Source organism: Bombella mellum (genome assembly GCF_014048465.1).
Lineage (GTDB): Bacteria > Pseudomonadota > Alphaproteobacteria > Acetobacterales > Acetobacteraceae > Bombella > Bombella mellum.
The window spans coordinates 283,603-299,343 of record NZ_PDLY01000004.1; the positions used below are offsets into that span (position 1 = coordinate 283,603).

The following is a 15,741-nucleotide window of genomic DNA, read 5'->3' on the forward strand; positions in this document are numbered from 1 at the left end:
AGGCGTGGAAGGTAAAGGGAGAGCCGTCGTGTCCTTGTCTGATTTTCTGTGTCTGTATCGCCAGGGCTTTGCCCGTGTCGCCGCTTGTACCACGCCCATCATGCTGGGCGATCCGCAGCATAATGCGGAGGTCGTGCAGGACAGGCTGGAATGTTGCCATGCGCAGGGCGTGGCTGTTGCCGTGTTTCCGGAACTGGGACTGACGGGTTACACGCTGGAAGACCTCTTTTTCCAGCAGGCGGTGCTGGATGGAGCAAGGGATGCCCTGCTGCGTCTCGTGGAGCGGACGGCCGACCTGATGACGGTCGGTATCGTCGGTCTGCCGCTGCGGTGGGGGGACAGCCTTTACAACTGTGCCGCCATCTTCCATCGGGGACGGATTCTGGGGATCGTGCCCAAGACGATGCTGCCCCGTTACCGGGAATTTTATGAGACCCGCCATTTCACCAGTGGCCGGGGCTGCACCGGAACCATCATGCTGGGGGGGGAGGCGGTCCCGTTCGGGACGGACCTCCTCTTCGAGGCGGAGGACGTGCCCGGACTGGTTCTGGGGGTGGAAATCTGTGAGGACCTCTGGGTTCCCCAGCCACCGAGCGGGGCACTGGCCGTGGCGGGGGCAACGGTGCTGGCAAATCTTTCGGCTTCCCCCGTGACGGTCGGCCGGTCGGAGCAGCGGGTGCTGCTCTGTCAAGCGCAGTCCATGAGGACGGTCAGTGCCTATCTCTATGCGGCGGCCAGTGAGGGGGAATCCACGACGGACCTGTCATGGGACGGGCAGCTTCTTGTTTATGAGGCGGGGGACTGTCTTGCCAGTTCGGAACGGTTTGTCCGGGAGGGTGAGATGGTCGTGGCGGATGTCGATCTTGACCGGCTGCGGCAGGAGCGACTCCAGAGCGGTCATTTCAGTTCAGCCCATGAGGGAGCGTTCCGCCGGATAGGCTTCGCCCTGAAACCGGAGATGAGGGACTGGGGGCTGAAACGTGATGTCCCCCGTTTTCCTTTCGTCCCGGCCCGTCCCGAACGGTGTGAGCAGGACTGTCAGGAAGCCTGGAACATTCAGGTTCAGGCCCTCTGCCAGCGGCTGAAGGCGGCCCATGCCAGAACCATGATCATCGGTGTGTCGGGGGGGCTGGACAGTGCCCTCGCCCTGCTGGTGGCCGTGAAGGCGGCAGACTGTCTGGGATGGGAGCGGAGCCGCATCCTGGCCAGGACCATGCCGGGCTTCGCCACGGGCGGTGCCTCCCTCGCTCTGGCGCACGGACTGATGGACAGCCTTGGCGTGAATGCGGGAGAGCTGGACATACGCCCCACGGCCCAGGCCATGCTGGAAGCCATCGATCATCCCTACGGTCAGGGCGAGCCGGTTTATGACGTGACGTTCGAGAACGTGCAGGCCGGGCTGCGGACGGACTTCCTGTTCCGGCTGGCGAACCATCATCAGGGACTGGTGATCGGGACCGGGGACATGTCCGAGCTGGCCCTGGGCTGGTGCACCTATGGCGTCGGGGACCAGATGGCACATTATAATGTCAATGCCGGTCTGCCTAAGACGCTCATCCAGCATGTCATACGCTGGGCGGCTGCACAGGATGACAGTGTCTCCGATGCTGCCCGCACCGTGCTGGAAAAGATCGTCTCGGCGGAAATCTCACCGGAGCTGGTGCCGGATCAGGGACAGGGTGTCCAGAGTACCCAGCAGGTGATCGGCCCGTATCCCCTGCAGGATTTCACGCTCTATCATGTCCTGCGGCATGGATTCTCTCCAGAGAAGATCGTTTTTCTCCAGTTCCATGCCTGGCGTGATGCTGGACAGGGACATTGGCCGCTGAATTATCCGGAACAGGACCGGCGGGCTTATGACCTGCCAGCCATCATCCATTGGATGCGTCTTTTCATGAAGCGGTTTTTCGCCACCAGCCAGTTCAAGCGTTCGGCCATGCCGAACGGGCCGAAGGTGGTGGCCGGGGGCAGCCTGTCGCCCCGTGGGGACTGGCGGGCACCGTCCGACGGAACGGCGACGCTCTGGCTTTCCGTACTGGAGCAGCTGGAAGCACATCTGCGCTAGGTATTTCTGATCAGCAGATTTTCATTTCATTGTAGGAGTGCTCTTCTGGCATCTTCTGTGTGATTTTCATCACAGGAGGTACTGGGAGGTCCTGTCGTCCAGAATTGTCTGCTTTTAGTGGAACAGGCATAAAGTTGTTGTGATTCTGCATGGGTCTGGTTACATTGGTTAGGAAATTTGTATAGCTTACGTTAACTCTTTCTGGATTCGTCTCTGGGACGGCTCTATGGGCGGTCACAGATATTCCTCAATTTGGACCTGAGGAGGCCATGAAGGATGTCGATCTTTCATGGCCCCGAGGGAAGGGTAGGGGAGGCTGGCTTAAGCAAGGAGGCGGTTGTCCTGTCTGGGCCGGTCGAGTGTGTCAACGCTGTGGTAAGGTGAAGTTTCTTGGCTATTGTAACTATTTCTGGAGGGCAGCAGCATTCGTATCCCGTCAGTGTCCCTACCCAGGGAGCCGAGGATCTGAATTCGCTGTTCACGACGTCTTTCGCCTCTCTGGTGGCCTCTTCCGGTTCCGGTGACGGAACCACGTCCACCACGTCCACGTCTTCCTCATCCGACACGACGAGCAGCAGTCCGATCCAGTTCCGCATGGCCGACGAGACGCCGGTCACCGGGTCCCAGGCAACGGTGCTGGGCGGTCAGGACACCATCTCCGCTGCCGGCAACAATGCGACGCAGCTTTCCCTCGGTGGTACGCTGAGCTTCCTCGGTGGTGTGGGGTCCAACACCCGCTCCATCGGCAACAATGCGACCATCTACGGTACGCCGAACAGCGTCTACCACTATACCCGTCCGGGTGTGGGCGGGAAGAGCGTGTTCACGACCGATCACCAGAGCACGGCGCAGAATCCGGACCATATCCTGTTCGATGCGTCCAAGTCCCACCAGTCTCTTCAGGCTTTTGCCGGAATCGGTGACACCATCAAGGGTGGTACGGCTTCCGACACCATCACCGTGCACAACACCGTCAATGGTGGCAGTGATGCTGGTGCGACGCTGAGCGGTGGCAGCGGGTCTGCCAACCTGTTCCAGTTCCTCAACAACAAGGGTGGTCATTACACGATCACCGACTTCGGCAAGGCTGCCGGCAACAAGGTCGGCCTCAAGGCTACTGACGAGCAGATCGGCCAGATGCTTGAGCACCAGACGGTCAAGGGTGGCAACACCACGATCGATCTGCCGAACGGTCAGGGTCAGATCACCTTCCTTGACCAGCAGCATCTCCAGGCCAAGGACTTCCAGAAGTTCTGATTTCCTGTCCGCCCTTCCTGAAAAGGGAGGGCGGAGAGATGAACATCTTATACAGCACGCACGAAAACGCCGCTTCCCGACCAGAGCGGCGTTTTTCCGTTGGGCAGATTTTTCAGGGGAAAATTCTGGCTGGGGCGGGAGGATTCGAACCTCCGCATGGCGGAATCAAAATCCGCTGCCTTACCGCTTGGCTACGCCCCAATGCAGGTCTTCTTATTATCCCGAACCATGAAAAGGGTAAAGAGAAGGACGGCATTTTTTGTGTGGTGTGTCAGGATAACCCGTTGTTATCGCCTTCTTCTTCAGGAGCGACATGGTCGGGCAGCCCTCCCTCTTCCATGACGGTGCCGGTCTGTTCCGGAGGGATGGATTCTTTCAGGAGTCCCATCCGTTCGGCCCGGGCGAGGGCCTTGTCCAGCGTCTGCATGGTCTCGGCCAGATCGGGCGTGATGTCCTTCTCCCAGCTGATGAGCGTTCCGGACCATATGGCCAGCAGGGTGTTGAGCCGTATCAGGCCCCCCAGCCCGTGGCGGTCCAGTGCGGCAGAATCCGCTATCCAGCGCAGGCTTTCCATGGTCGTTCCGGCGAGGAAGGCGGCAAGGGCAGGGTCACGGGGGAGGGTCTGCATCACGGCGCAGATGCCGGGACGGTAATCCTGCATGGCATCAAAACGGCGCATGAGCAGGTCGAACATTCGTTCACGGACGGTCGTGCCATAGCTCGCACCGCAGAGGGCTGCATCGTCGATCTGGCGGTTCAGTCGCAGCAGGACCATGGACTTGAAAGGGAAACGTTGCCGGACCTGCTGGAGAGGAAGCCCTGCTTCACGTGAAGCATCAACAAGGGACACACGCTGCCAGCCCTGGCTCTGGGCAAGCTGAAGGGTCGCCTCAATCATGGTCCTGTCGAAAAGCGGGTCGTGGTGATCAACGTTCATGGTGTTTTCTCCGTCCCTGTCCGTGCGGCTGTAGTGATGATGGTGCGGGCGGAGCTGCCGCCCGCACCAGATGTCAGTCATCCAGCTCGCGTGACCTTTTTATGGCAGCCTCGGCGGCCAGCGGGACCAAGCGGGGCCAGTGCTCTTCAGCCATGAAGACGTCCAGGGCTGCGGCCGTGGTACCGTTGGGGCTTGTGACATTCTTGCGCAGTGTCTCGGCATCCTCCGGCAGTTCGTGCAGCATCTTACCGACGCCGTGGATCATGCTGCGGACCAGCGTGCGGGCAGCCTCTTTTTCCAGCCCCAGGTCCTGCCCCGTTTTCTCCAGCAGTTCAGCCAGCAGGAAGACATAGGCCGGAGCGGAACCGGCAATGGCGATGACGGACCGCAGGTCCTCCTCATGCGGAACGGGGACGACCGTGCCAACCTGTTCCATGAGACGGATGGCCAGCTTCTTCTGTTCCTCGCTGACATGCGGGGAGGCATACAGCCCCGTGCTTCCGGCACCCACGCTGGAGGGCGTGTTGGGCATGGTGCGGATGATGGGCATGTCCGCCCGGCCACACCATTCGGCCAGTTTCTCGCAGCTCTTGCCTGCCATGACGGACAGAAGGGCGGCCTTGTCCATCCGGTCGCCGAGGGCCTGCCGCAGGGCCTTCAGCATGGCCTCCGCTCCGGCAGGCTTGACGGCCAGGATGATGATGTCCGGTGCCACGTCGGCGGTGATCTCTTCCGGTGAGCGGAAGATGGTGCTGCCTGCCGGGGCGTCCTGGAGCTTGCGGTCCAGAATGAAGATGCGTGGCGGGTTGGGACTGCTGACCCAGCCCCGCATGAGGGCACCGCCCATTTTGCCACAGCCGACAAGAAGAAGGGTGGGAGTTGTCATGATCTGAAGTCTCCGTTGGTCTGGGAAGGATTAGTGACGTGGCGGTTCTGCCGGGGCCGTCAGGGTCTGTTCCAGTTCGTCCAGTCTGGCTTCCATGTCTTTGATGCGCTGTTCGGCCTGTTCCTGCGCCAGACGGGCCCGGCTGGCCATCTCCTGTACGGCGTCAAATTCATCCCGACGGACGAGGTTGAGGGAGAAGAGGACCTCGCTGATCTGGCTGCGGATGAGCGTATGGACCTCCTCCCGCAGGCCGGAGGCCGCAGAGAAGGCCGTTCCGGCAAGGCCGGTCAGATCATCAAGGAAACGGGGACGAAAGGCCATGTCATACACTCCTGAACGTTCGGCATTGAAAACGGATCTGATTTTTCCGTCATGAGTCTTTCAGAACGGGGAGCAGGTCTGTCAACCGGTCTTCCCCTGTTCCTGCGTTCTTTCTGTTGGAAGCCGCTTTCTGCCAGACTATACAGGAAGAATGATTATCGTCACCGGCGGAGCCGGATTTATTGGTTCATGTGTGCAGCAGGCCCTGTTTCGGCAGGGGCGGCGGACCGTCATTGTGGATTACCTTCAGGATCAGGGGAAGTGGCGCAATCTGGCCACCCATCCTCCCCATCTCGTGGTGCCACCGGATGAGCTGCCAGCCTTTCTGGCGGAGGCCAGGGGCGTCGAGGCTGTCATTCACATGGGGGCGATCAGCGAGACGACGGTCCGGGATGGTGATCTGGTCTGGCAGAGCAACGTCGCCCTGTCCCAGAGGCTCTGGCGGTGGTGCGCAGAACACAAGGTGCCGTTTCTCTACGCATCTTCAGCGGCGACCTACGGGGCGGCGGACAGGCCGGACCTGTTTGCGGACGGACTGGGCAGCATCGAGGGATTGCGGCCTCTCAATCTTTATGGCTGGTCCAAGCAGGCCTTCGACCTCTGGGTGAAAAGGACGGTGGAAGCCGGGGAGCCGGCCCCGCCACAATGGGCCGGACTGAAGTTCTTCAATGTCTATGGCCCTAATGAGTATCACAAGGGACGGATGATTTCGGTCATCAAGGTGAAATATGATGAGCTGATGGCGGGCGGCCCGGTGCGTCTGTTCCGGTCCGACCGGGAGGATATTGCTGACGGGCAGCAGAAGCGTGATTTCATCTGGGTCGGGGACGTGGTGAAGGTTCTCCTCTGGCTGCTGGAGACACCATCCGTCAGCGGGCTGTTCAACTGCGGGACAGGGCAGGCCCGGACCTATGAGGCTCTGGCCCGGGCCGTCTGCGCTGCGGCAGGACGTCCGGCAGAGATCGAGTACATCCCGATGCCTGAGAGCCTGAAGGGGCAGTACCAGTCCTTCACGCAGGCTGACATGAGTGCCCTGCACGGGGCAGGCTATCCCGCCCCCTTCACGTCGCTGGAGGAAGGAATCAGCCGCTACATCGAAGGGCATCTGACATCAGGAAGGCTGTATCTGTGACACATCCGCTCGTTTTCCCGGGGATGGACCCGATCGCCTTCCATCTGGGGCCGCTGGTGGTGCGATGGTATGCACTGGCCTATATCGTGGCGTTCATCATTGCCCTGCCGCTGGCCCGCAGACTTGTCCGGCTGGGGCCGAAGGTGGCCTCCAGAGTCGCCGTGGATGACTTCCTCGTCTATGCGGTGCTGGGGGTGCTGCTGGGGGGACGGCTTGGCTATGTCCTGTTTTATCGGCCGCTTTTCTTCCTGTCTCACCCTCTGGAGATTCTGGCCACCTGGAAAGGCGGCATGTCCTTTCATGGGGGAGCGGCGGGGGTCATCATCGCATTGGCCCTGTTCACATGGCGGCGGGGTTTGAACTTTCTGGCCTTTGCAGACAGGATCGTCGTGGTGGTGCCCATCGGGCTGGCTCTGGGGCGGTGTGCCAATTTCATCAATGGTGAACTCTGGGGGCGGCCGGTGGCCAGTGCCGTGCCGTGGGCCATGATCTTCCCCGCCGTCGGGCCGGAGCCACGGCATCCGTCCGAGCTGTATGAGGCCCTGACGGAGGGTGTCCTGCTGCTGGTCGTGATGCTGCTGGCGGTCAGCCGCCCCGCCCTGCGGGCACGGGCCGGGTTCCTGTCCGGGCTGTTCCTTCTCGGCTATGCCTGTGCCCGGGCCTTCTGCGAACTGTTCCGTCAGCCGGATGACAATATCGGTTTTCTGGCTGGGGGAATCACGATGGGGCAGCTCCTGTGCCTGCCCATGGCCCTGGCCGGGATTGGCCTGATGGTTCATGCCTTCAGCCGTCCCGCCCGGCAGACGGACTGGATTGCAGAATGACACGACCTGTTTTCATACGATCGCCATTGCTGCCTGTCCGGCATGGTTTCTTTACCCGGGAGGGGGGCGTGTCTGCGGCTCTCTATGGCACCCTCAATGGCGGGCTGGGGACGCAGGACCGGCTGGACGACGTGCAGGAGAACAGGCGGCGGATGGCGGCTGCCGTGGGCGTGGAGCTGGAGCGGTTTGCTGCGCTCCGGCAGGTTCACGGGGTGGATGTGCTTGTGCTGCGTCAGGCCGGTGATGTCTGGTCCCACACGCAGGGCCATGAGGCCCTTCCGGCAGGTGATGCTCTGGTGACGGACTGCGCAGATATTGCCCTGGGCGTGGCCACGGCGGACTGTGCCCCCGTGCTGCTGTCGTCGGACGATGGCCGGGTCGTCGGTGCGGCCCATGCGGGCTGGCGTGGAGCCGTGGGAGGCGTGCTGGAAGAGACGGTCAGGCAGATGCGCCTGCTGGGGGCGGAGGGACTCCGTGCCGTGGTAGGGCCCTGCATCGGCCCTGCCTCCTATGAGGTGGGTGAGGACATGCGCCGGGCCGTTCTGGAACGGCACCCGGAGGGCGAGCGGTTTTTCGGTCCGGCGGCACGGGCCGGACATCACCAGTTTGATCTGCCCGCTTTCTGTCTGTCCCGTCTGGCAGAAGAGGGCGTCCAGGCTGAGTGGACGGGGCATGACACGCTGGCGGAGGAGCGTTTCTTCAGCCATCGCCGGGCGACGCTGCATGGTGACGGACGGACGGGCCGCCAGATCGCCGTCATTCGTGCGGGACTGGGGGCGGACTGACAAAAAAATTGTCTTTTCCGCTTTTTTCCGCTAGGGCGGAGCCAACCATCCGGCACCCCTGGAGGCCGGTTGGGCACGACAATTTCAGAACGCAGGAGCGTATAACGTGGCGAAAGTAACGACACTGGAGATCTCCCAGCGCGCCAAGGCAGGTAAGGGGGCAGCGCGCGCAACACGACGTGAGGGCATGGTCCCGGGCGTGGTGTATGGTGGCAAGAAGGAGCCGGTTCTGGTCTCCATCGACCCCCGCATCATCATGAAGGAGCTGCACCGTGGTGCCTGGCAGTCCCGCCTGTACCAGTTCAGCATCGGTGGTGAGCAGGTCCATGCCCTGATCCGTGACATCCAGTTCCATCCGGTGTCCGATGCGCCGATCCATATCGACTTCCTGCGTCTGGTTCCTGGCCAGAGCGTGCATGTTCAGGTGGGCATCACCTTCACGGGTGAGGATGAGGCTCCGGGCATCAAGCGTGGCGGCGTGCTGAACATTGCCCGTCACTCCGTTGACGTGGAAGTTCCGGTCGAGAACATCCCTGAGCACTTCACGGTTGACCTCAGCAAGCTGGACATCAACGACAACGTGCGTTGGGACGACCTCCAGGGGACGGAGCACTCCACACCGACCCTGCATATCCCCAACTTCGTGATTGCCTCCATCGCTCCGCCGACGGTTGACGAGGAGCCGGAAGAGGCTTCTGAGGAAGCAGCTGAAGCCAAGTAAGGGGTATTGCGGTTGTGAAGCTCTGGGTCGGACTCGGCAATCCGGGTGTATCAATGAGCCGCAACCGGCATAACATCGGCTTCATGGCGGTCGATACGATCGCCACGCGCCACGGGTTCGCCCCGTGGCGCAGGCGTTTCCGTGGGGAAACGGCGGAAGGCATGGTCGGGCGGCAGAAGATTCTTCTGCTCAAGCCTCTGACCTACATGAACCTGTCTGGTGACAGCGTGCAGCAGGCAGCACGTTTCTATAAAATCCCACAGGATGAGATTACCGTCTTTCACGATGAGCTGGACTTGGCCTTTGGAAAGATGCGGGTCAAGCGGGGCGGGGGAGCGGCCGGGCATAATGGCCTGCGCTCCATGGACAAGGCCCTGCCCGGCCCTGATTACTGGCGTGTGCGGCTGGGGATCGGCCATCCGGGCAGCCGGGAAAAGGTGCATGGCCATGTGCTGGGGGATTTCTCCAGCACGGAAAGGCCGGAGCTGGAGCTGTGGCTGGATGGCATGGCCGATGCCACGCCACTTCTGGCGCAGGGTGAGCATGAGGCTTTCATGACGAAAACGGCCTTGCGGCGGAACTGAAAACAGAGAATCTAACAGGCCTGCGGTGGCGAGAGATGAGCCGGACCGGCAGGGCACAGAAAGGGGAGAGAGCGAATGGGGTTCAACTGCGGGATCGTCGGCCTCCCCAATGTCGGCAAATCCACCCTGTTCAATGCGCTGACACAGACAGCGTCGGCACAGTCTGCCAATTATCCATTCTGCACCATCGAGCCGAACACGGGGCGGGTGGCCGTGCCGGATGAACGGCTGGAGGTTCTGGCCAAGGCTGGCAATTCCCAGCGCATCGTGCCGACAAGCCTCGAGTTCGTGGATATTGCCGGGCTGGTCCGTGGGGCTTCCAAGGGGGAAGGGCTGGGCAACCAGTTCCTCGCCAACATCCGTGAGGTGGATGCCATCATCCACGTCCTGCGCTGCTTTGATGATGATGACATCACCCATGTCGAGGGGGGCGTGGACCCCGTGCGGGATGCGGACATCATCGAGACGGAACTGATGCTGGCCGATCTGGACAGTCTGGAACGCCGCAAGGTCGGGCTGGAAAAGCGTGCCCGTGGCAATGACCGTGAGGCCAAGGAACAGCTGGAACTCATGGAGCCGCTGCTGGCCGCCCTGCGTGAGGGCAAACCGGCCCGCACGGCCGTTCCTGATGGGAAAGAAGTGGAGGCTGCCCGCCTCCAGCTGATGACGACCAAACCCGTCCTTTATGTCTGCAATGTGGAAGAATCGGCCGCCTCGACCGGCAACGCCTATTCCGAGCAGGTGCGGAAGCGGGCCGAGGCGGAAGGTGCCGGGGCTGTCATCGTGTCTGCGGCCATCGAGGCGGAGGTCAGCCAGCTTGAGGCTGAAGAGCGGACCGAATTTCTGGATGGTCTCGGCCTGAAGGACAGCGGTCTGGACCGTGTGATTGCTGCTGGCTATCGCCTTCTGGGCCTTCAGACCTACTTCACGGTAGGGCCGAAGGAGACCCGGGCCTGGACGATCACGGCTGGCACGAAGGCCCCGCAGGCGGCCGCCGTCATCCATAATGATTTCGAGCGTGGCTTCATCGCCTGCGAGACCATCGCCTATGATGATTACGTCACCTACAAGGGTGAGGCGGGTGCCCGTGAGGCAGGTAAGCTGCGTGTCGAGGGCAAGAATTACGTCGTGCAGGATGGTGACGTTCTGTTGTTCCGTTTTAACGTGTAAGACAGCCTCATGAAGGGGCCTCGTCCCGGAAGGCTCCCGGCGACTCCGCTGGGGGCTGCCGCATCCCGTTTCGGTGATGGCCGCCGGATGCGCATCGGCCTGCTGGGGGGGTCGTTCAATCCGGCGCATGAGGGGCACATCCAGCTGGCCCGCAAGGCTCTGGCAAGCCTGAGGCTGGATCAGGTCTGGCTGATGGTGTCGCCGGGGAATCCGCTAAAATCCCGCAAGGGAATGGCACCGTTCTCCCGGCGGCTGGCAACGGCACAGGCTTTGGCAGATGGACGGCGTATCATTGCTACGGACATAGAGCAGAAGCTGGGTCAGCGTTACACGGTCCGGACCGTGGCCATGCTCCGGCAGCGTTTCCCGCAGTGCCGTTTTGTCTGGCTCATGGGGGCGGACGGACTGGCCCAGTTTTCCCGCTGGCGGTCATGGCGGCGGCTGGCACGGATGGTGCCCATCGCCGTCCTGCCCCGGCCGGGAAGCGTCATACCGGCCCTTCGGGGGCGTGCCAGTTCCGTCCTGCGGCATCATCGTCGTGATGGAAGGGCGGCGTCTCTTCTGCTAGAGAAAAGAGGTGGGCCGGGCTGGACATTCCTTTCGGCACCTCAGAATGACATATCTTCGACCGCTTTGCGTCAAAAGGGGCTGTTCTGCCCGTCTGTCGATCAGGAGTGAGAACCATCATCAACGCGACTGAAACCCCCGCTTCCGCCCCCCGTGATGAGGAAGGGCTGGCCCGTCTTCTCTCCGTCATCACGGACAGTCTGGATGAAGACAAGGCCGAGAACATTGTCGTGCTGGACCTGACAGGCCGTGCCGGATTTGCCGAGCGTATGGTCATAGCCTCCGGTCTTTCCGAGCGTCAGCTGTCTGCGATGGCCCAGCATCTGGAACGCCGCCTGAAGGAAGAAAACCTCGCCCGTCCGCAGGTTGAAGGGGACCAGGGCAGTGACTGGGTTCTGATGGATGCGGGGGATGTGGTCGTCCATCTTTTCATGCCGGAAAGCCGTGAGCTTTATGCGCTGGAACGCATGTGGGGTGGTGATTTCGAGGCCGCTGCGGAAGAAATCACTGTTGAATGAGGCGATGGCTGGCGTGAGGGCTTCCTGATGAAGCTCATCGCCGTAGGAAAGCTGAAGGCCGGTCCGGAACGGGAACTGCTGGACCGGTACTGCGCCCGGTTGCGCCCGAGGCTGGAGATCGTGGAAGTGGCCCAGGGCCGGGGTGCTCCTGCCGAACTGAAACGGCGGGAAGCCGATTCTCTTCTGGCCGCCTGTCCTGATAATGCGTTTCTTGTGGCGATGGATGAAGGGGGCCGTCTGCTGGACAGTCCGGCCTTTTCATCCCGATTGCAGACATGGCAGGAGAGCGGCCGCCCTGTCTGTTTCATGATTGGGGGAGCCGAAGGGTTTGACGCCGCCATTCTTCAGCGGGCGGATGCCGTTTTTTCACTGGGGAAGCTGACATGGCCGCACATGCTGGTGCGGGTCATGCTGGCAGAACAGCTCTTCCGGGCGCAGGCCATCCAGACAGGCCATCCATATCATAAAGCCGGACGCCCCTGAGGAGCGGTCCGGCTTCACGGAAATCATGTTCTGAAACGGTCGGTCTTACCGGAGGGATCGGCTGGGAGCTTCATCCCCGAAGAAATTGGCATCGGCCGGAATGGAAGCTGTCTCCATGTCGCTGGCCGTCCCGTGGGCCATGACATTGTGGACTGCGTTTGAAATCGGGGCTGCCCCGTCATGACGGCTGTAGATGAAGCCATATGTCGGGTAGATGCTGCCCAGGCGGCCATCATGGGGAAGGGCTACACGGACGGCCGTCCAGTCATTGTCAGGAGAGACATCCACCACACGGGTGTTGCGGGTGACGCCGTTGGAAATCCAGTGGGACTGGTCAACCATGATGGTCCGGCTGTCAATCTTCTGGCTGACGACGGCCACATGACCCAGCGGCATGCGTCGTGTGCCACGGAAGCTCAGTACGGCACCAACCTCAGGCTGCTGGCCACGGGCATAGATGCCCTCTGCATTGCGCCACCAGTCACGGGCGTTGCCACGGATCTGGAAATCCGTGTTCTGGTGCACATAGGCGACACACTGGATGACGTGAGCATGGCCATAATGACGGAAATGCCTGTGCAGGAAGTGGCCGCCCTTGACCAGACGGCTGGAGTGCCGCACAGGATGCCGTGCCTCGGCCTTGGGCGCACAGAAGGCTGCCGCAGAAAGCATCAGACATGACAGAAATAACCGTTTCCCGTTACGGCGCATGATATATCTTCCCATTACTGACTGACCGAAATGGACCTCACTTTTCCAATAGTCGTCGAAAACTATCAGAAGGCAGCGGCAACTGACAAGCCAAATATTGGCCATTTTTGAAGGAAGATACCTGAACAAGATTTAATATCAGGAAATATATATCATTCTGAAATATGATTTTTTCAAATGGTACATTTTTGGGGAGAGGGGCAACGTGTAAAAATAATAGCCATATGGTTAGGTAAAGGATAATGGACCATTGCATCTGTATTCAGGCAAATTGAACTACATTTTTATTGTGTTATCTTATATCTGATATTTTTCAGACCTCTGAAGGGGTTGCCTCGTCTGTCCGGTTTCTTGCCGGATGGAGAGGGGAATTGTAAATCAATTCTTTACCGTCACTATGAATGTGGATGCCGCCATGAAACTGACCCTCCGGAAAGTAACAGTCACACCGATTCGGCAGAACTGCATGATTCTGTCCGATCAGTCCGGGCGGGCTGTGGTCGTCGATCCCGGCGGTGAAAGTCCACGGCTTGCTCATGAGACGGGCGGACTGCACGTGGAGGCCATCCTGCTGACACATGGTCATCTGGATCATGCCGGTGGAGCGGCCGACCTCAAGGCGTTGCTGACGGCACGGCAGGAGGGGGAGGTGCCCGTCATCGGGCCGCTCAGGGATGACCTGTTTCTTCTGGAACGGATTGAGGCGCAGGCGGCCTCGCTAGGTCTCAGCGGCATGAAGAGTGTCATGCCGGACCGTTTTCTTGAGGATGGGGATGTCCTGCCCCTGCTGGGGCACGACATCGAGGTGGCCCATGTGCCCGGCCATACGCCGGGGCATGTGGTGTTCATTTTGAAAAAGGCGGGGGTCGTCATTGCAGGCGACACGCTGTTCCGTGGGACGGTGGGGCGGACTGATTTCCCCTATGGCAATGAAAGGCAGCTGCTGGATGGCATCAGGGAGCGGCTGTTCACTCTGCCAGACGAGATGGTGGTGTTGCCAGGGCACGGTCTTCCCACCACCATAGGGGAAGAACGCCGGTGCAATCCGGCCTTCCAGCGTTGATCGGGATGGAGAGGAAACATGAAGACAGTCTGTCGGTGGGGTCTGCTTGTAGGGTTCGTGCTGGTGGGTGGGCTTTCCGGGGCCGGTCCCGCCCGGGCCGAGACGGCGATAACGGAGGCGCAGCCGCCATTGCCGGAAGTCCCGCTGACCATCACTGACCAGTCCGGGCATGATCATGTTTTCACGGTCGAGCTGGCCAGGACGCAGCACCAGCAGGAAGTGGGCGAGATGTTCCGGAAGGAGATCGCTCCGGATCACGGCATGCTGTTTGTCTGGCCTGCCTCGCAGGACTCCGCCATGTGGATGCGGAACACGTTCGTGTCACTGGATATGGTGTTCATCGATGGTCAGAATCGCATCCATGCCATTGAAGAGCACACGATTCCCCTGAGTGAGGGCATCATCAGCAGTCATGGGCCGGTCCGGGCCGTGCTGGAGGTTCCCGCCGGCACAACGGAACGGCTGGGGCTGGTCGTGGGCGACAGGGTCATGTCCAGTGCCCTGTCAGATGGGGCACACTGATTGCCCCGGGCAGTTTTCATAACCGGGGCTGCGGGGTTTATCGGGTCTCATGTGGCCCGTGCCTTTCTGGATTCGGGCTGGAAGGTGGTTGGCCTCGACAGCGAGCAGGCGGCTCCGGAGCTGTCCTCCCGGCGGCTGGCTCTCCTACGGGGGAGGCTGGGTTTCCATTATGTCCGGGGGAACGTGGGTGACCGGCCGTTGCTGGATCGGCTGTTCGCAGAACATCCCGACATGGAGACGGTCCTGCATCTCGCTGCACGGGCGGGGGTGCGTCAGTCACGTCTGACGCCTCATGCCTACATAACGGACAACATAGCCGGGCACGTTACCTTGCTGGAGGCCTGTCGGTCTCTGCCGCAACTGAGACAGATTCTTTATGCCTCGTCATCTGCCGTGTATGGCCCGTCAGCTCCGCTTCCTTTTTCGGAATCCGTTCCCGTTGGTGGTCAGGCCTCCTTCTATGCCACGACCAAGCGGATGAACGAGCTGACGGCGCAGACCTATGCCCATCTCTATGGTTTTGCACAGACGGGGCTGCGTTTCTTTACGGTATATGGACCGTGGGGGCGGCCTGACATGGCCTGTCATGGCTTTGCCAGAGCCATATGGGACGGAAAGCCCATCACCCTGTGGGATGCTGACGGGCTGGCAAGGGATTTCACCTATATTGATGATGTGGTCAGTGCCATTCTCATGCTGGCTGAAGTTCCGGCGGGGGTGGGTGAAAACCGCATTTTCAACGTAGGGTATGGAAAGCCCCGTTCTGTCGGTGATCTCGTGCGCTGTCTGGAAAGGTCGCTGGGAAAGACGGCACGCATACGGAAGGCTGCCAAACCGGCGGAAGACATGCTGAAGACATGGGCTGATACGACAGCCTTGCGGAAGATGATTGCCTGGCAGCCTGAGACTGATCTGGAAGAAGGGGTCCGGCGGTTTGCGGACTGGTTTCTCACTGGTGATTAAAGTTTTTTGAAATTTTTCATTTTTTGGGGTTGTGTGGTCAGGGGGATCTGCGTATAAGCCCATTCACCGGCGGCGCTGGGGCGGGAGTTCTGGGGCGGCTGGGGTGATCATTGACAAGAGAATATGGGTTATAAAGTAGAGACTGGAAGGGATATGTTGGCGGCGTTTTCGTTGGCGAAGGCTGATGGAAGACGGAAGCTGATGTATCTGACTTTAAGTTTGATGCGTTGAA

Annotated in this window: 18 protein-coding genes and 1 tRNA gene; 14 read left to right on the plus strand and 5 right to left on the minus strand. The window is 60.7% G+C overall.

All coding sequences use genetic code 11. The features are described from left to right. The first annotated feature begins 34 nt into the window (after positions 1-34). Both CPA56_RS07840 and CPA56_RS07845 read left to right on the plus strand, forming a co-directional pair. Entirely contained in the window at positions 35-2,065 is a 2,031-nt protein-coding gene (locus tag CPA56_RS07840) for an NAD(+) synthase (protein WP_182041426.1), read from the plus strand. 390 nt (positions 2,066-2,455) lie between these two features. Next, the gene (locus tag CPA56_RS07845; RefSeq protein WP_182041427.1) at positions 2,456-3,322 is read left to right on the plus strand and encodes a hypothetical protein; all 867 of its coding nucleotides are present in this window, start codon (positions 2,456-2,458) and stop codon (positions 3,320-3,322) included. Between the two features lie 126 nt (positions 3,323-3,448). Here CPA56_RS07845 and CPA56_RS07850 read toward each other — a convergent pair. The 4 genes from CPA56_RS07850 to CPA56_RS07865 all read right to left on the minus strand — a co-directional run bounded on the left by CPA56_RS07850 (position 3,449) and on the right by CPA56_RS07865 (position 5,466). Then, positions 3,449-3,523 (minus strand) — tRNA-Gln (locus CPA56_RS07850). A 70-nt stretch (positions 3,524-3,593) separates the two neighbouring features. After that, positions 3,594-4,340, minus strand: coding sequence for a TetR family transcriptional regulator (locus tag CPA56_RS07855; RefSeq protein ID WP_229707527.1), 747 nt, complete (start codon positions 4,338-4,340; stop codon positions 3,594-3,596). Beyond that, the gene (gene proC, locus CPA56_RS07860) at positions 4,333-5,145 is read right to left on the minus strand and encodes a pyrroline-5-carboxylate reductase (RefSeq protein ID WP_182041428.1); all 813 of its coding nucleotides are present in this window, start codon (positions 5,143-5,145) and stop codon (positions 4,333-4,335) included. The genes CPA56_RS07855 and proC overlap by 8 nt, the downstream gene beginning before the upstream one ends. 30 nt (positions 5,146-5,175) lie before the next feature. Next, positions 5,176-5,466, minus strand: coding sequence for an accessory factor UbiK family protein (locus CPA56_RS07865; protein WP_182041429.1), 291 nt, complete (start codon positions 5,464-5,466; stop codon positions 5,176-5,178). Positions 5,467-5,617: 151 nt separating this feature from the next. Here CPA56_RS07865 and rfaD point away from each other — a divergent pair, with 151 nt between their 5' ends. The 9 genes from rfaD to CPA56_RS07910 all read left to right on the plus strand — a co-directional run bounded on the left by rfaD (position 5,618) and on the right by CPA56_RS07910 (position 12,250). Next, the gene (gene rfaD, locus CPA56_RS07870; protein WP_182041430.1) at positions 5,618-6,598 is read left to right on the plus strand and encodes an ADP-glyceromanno-heptose 6-epimerase; all 981 of its coding nucleotides are present in this window, start codon (positions 5,618-5,620) and stop codon (positions 6,596-6,598) included. A gap of 23 nt (positions 6,599-6,621) precedes the next feature. Continuing rightward, on the plus strand, positions 6,622-7,422 hold the full coding sequence (gene lgt, locus CPA56_RS07875) for a prolipoprotein diacylglyceryl transferase (RefSeq protein WP_195805138.1): 801 nt from the start codon (positions 6,622-6,624) through the stop codon (positions 7,420-7,422). Further along, a complete protein-coding gene (gene pgeF, locus CPA56_RS07880) occupies positions 7,419-8,207 on the plus strand; it encodes a peptidoglycan editing factor PgeF (protein WP_182041432.1) in 789 nt (262 codons plus the stop codon). The genes lgt and pgeF overlap by 4 nt, the downstream gene beginning before the upstream one ends. A 106-nt stretch (positions 8,208-8,313) precedes the next feature. Continuing rightward, positions 8,314-8,928, plus strand: a complete 615-nt coding sequence (locus CPA56_RS07885; protein WP_182041433.1) for a 50S ribosomal protein L25/general stress protein Ctc — start codon at positions 8,314-8,316, stop codon at positions 8,926-8,928. Positions 8,929-8,942: 14 nt separating this feature from the next. Then, positions 8,943-9,512: an aminoacyl-tRNA hydrolase gene (gene pth, locus CPA56_RS07890; protein ID WP_182041434.1), complete on the plus strand. Its 570-nt coding sequence runs from the start codon at positions 8,943-8,945 to the stop codon at positions 9,510-9,512. A gap of 75 nt (positions 9,513-9,587) precedes the next feature. Then, positions 9,588-10,682 (plus strand): redox-regulated ATPase YchF, encoded by a 1,095-nt coding sequence (gene ychF / locus CPA56_RS07895; protein ID WP_182041435.1) that lies wholly within the window; start codon positions 9,588-9,590, stop codon positions 10,680-10,682. Positions 10,683-10,769: 87 nt separating this feature from the next. Continuing rightward, positions 10,770-11,360 carry a nicotinate-nucleotide adenylyltransferase gene (locus tag CPA56_RS07900; protein ID WP_407645671.1) on the plus strand — a complete coding sequence of 197 codons (591 nt, stop codon included), beginning with the start codon at positions 10,770-10,772 and terminating at the stop codon, positions 11,358-11,360. Further along, positions 11,357-11,767 (plus strand): ribosome silencing factor, encoded by a 411-nt coding sequence (gene rsfS, locus CPA56_RS07905; protein WP_407645662.1) that lies wholly within the window; start codon positions 11,357-11,359, stop codon positions 11,765-11,767. Before CPA56_RS07900 ends, rsfS begins: the two co-directional genes overlap by 4 nt. A gap of 27 nt (positions 11,768-11,794) precedes the next feature. Beyond that, positions 11,795-12,250: a 23S rRNA (pseudouridine(1915)-N(3))-methyltransferase RlmH gene (locus CPA56_RS07910; RefSeq protein WP_182041437.1), complete on the plus strand. Its 456-nt coding sequence runs from the start codon at positions 11,795-11,797 to the stop codon at positions 12,248-12,250. Between the two features lie 45 nt (positions 12,251-12,295). On the opposite strand, the gene CPA56_RS07915 is transcribed toward CPA56_RS07910, so the two are convergent. Next, entirely contained in the window at positions 12,296-12,922 is a 627-nt protein-coding gene (locus CPA56_RS07915; protein WP_229707529.1) for a CHAP domain-containing protein, read from the minus strand. A gap of 454 nt (positions 12,923-13,376) precedes the next feature. On the opposite strand from CPA56_RS07915, the gene CPA56_RS07920 reads away from it, so the two are divergent. From CPA56_RS07920 to CPA56_RS07930, 3 genes are read left to right on the plus strand one after another with little or no spacing between them, the layout of a single operon-like run. Beyond that, the gene (locus tag CPA56_RS07920; RefSeq protein WP_182041439.1) at positions 13,377-14,024 is read left to right on the plus strand and encodes an MBL fold metallo-hydrolase; all 648 of its coding nucleotides are present in this window, start codon (positions 13,377-13,379) and stop codon (positions 14,022-14,024) included. 18 nt (positions 14,025-14,042) lie between these two features. Then, positions 14,043-14,546 carry a DUF192 domain-containing protein gene (locus tag CPA56_RS07925; RefSeq protein ID WP_182041440.1) on the plus strand — a complete coding sequence of 168 codons (504 nt, stop codon included), beginning with the start codon at positions 14,043-14,045 and terminating at the stop codon, positions 14,544-14,546. Further along, positions 14,547-15,509: an NAD-dependent epimerase/dehydratase family protein gene (locus CPA56_RS07930; protein WP_182041441.1), complete on the plus strand. Its 963-nt coding sequence runs from the start codon at positions 14,547-14,549 to the stop codon at positions 15,507-15,509. The last annotated feature ends 232 nt before the right edge of the window (positions 15,510-15,741 follow it).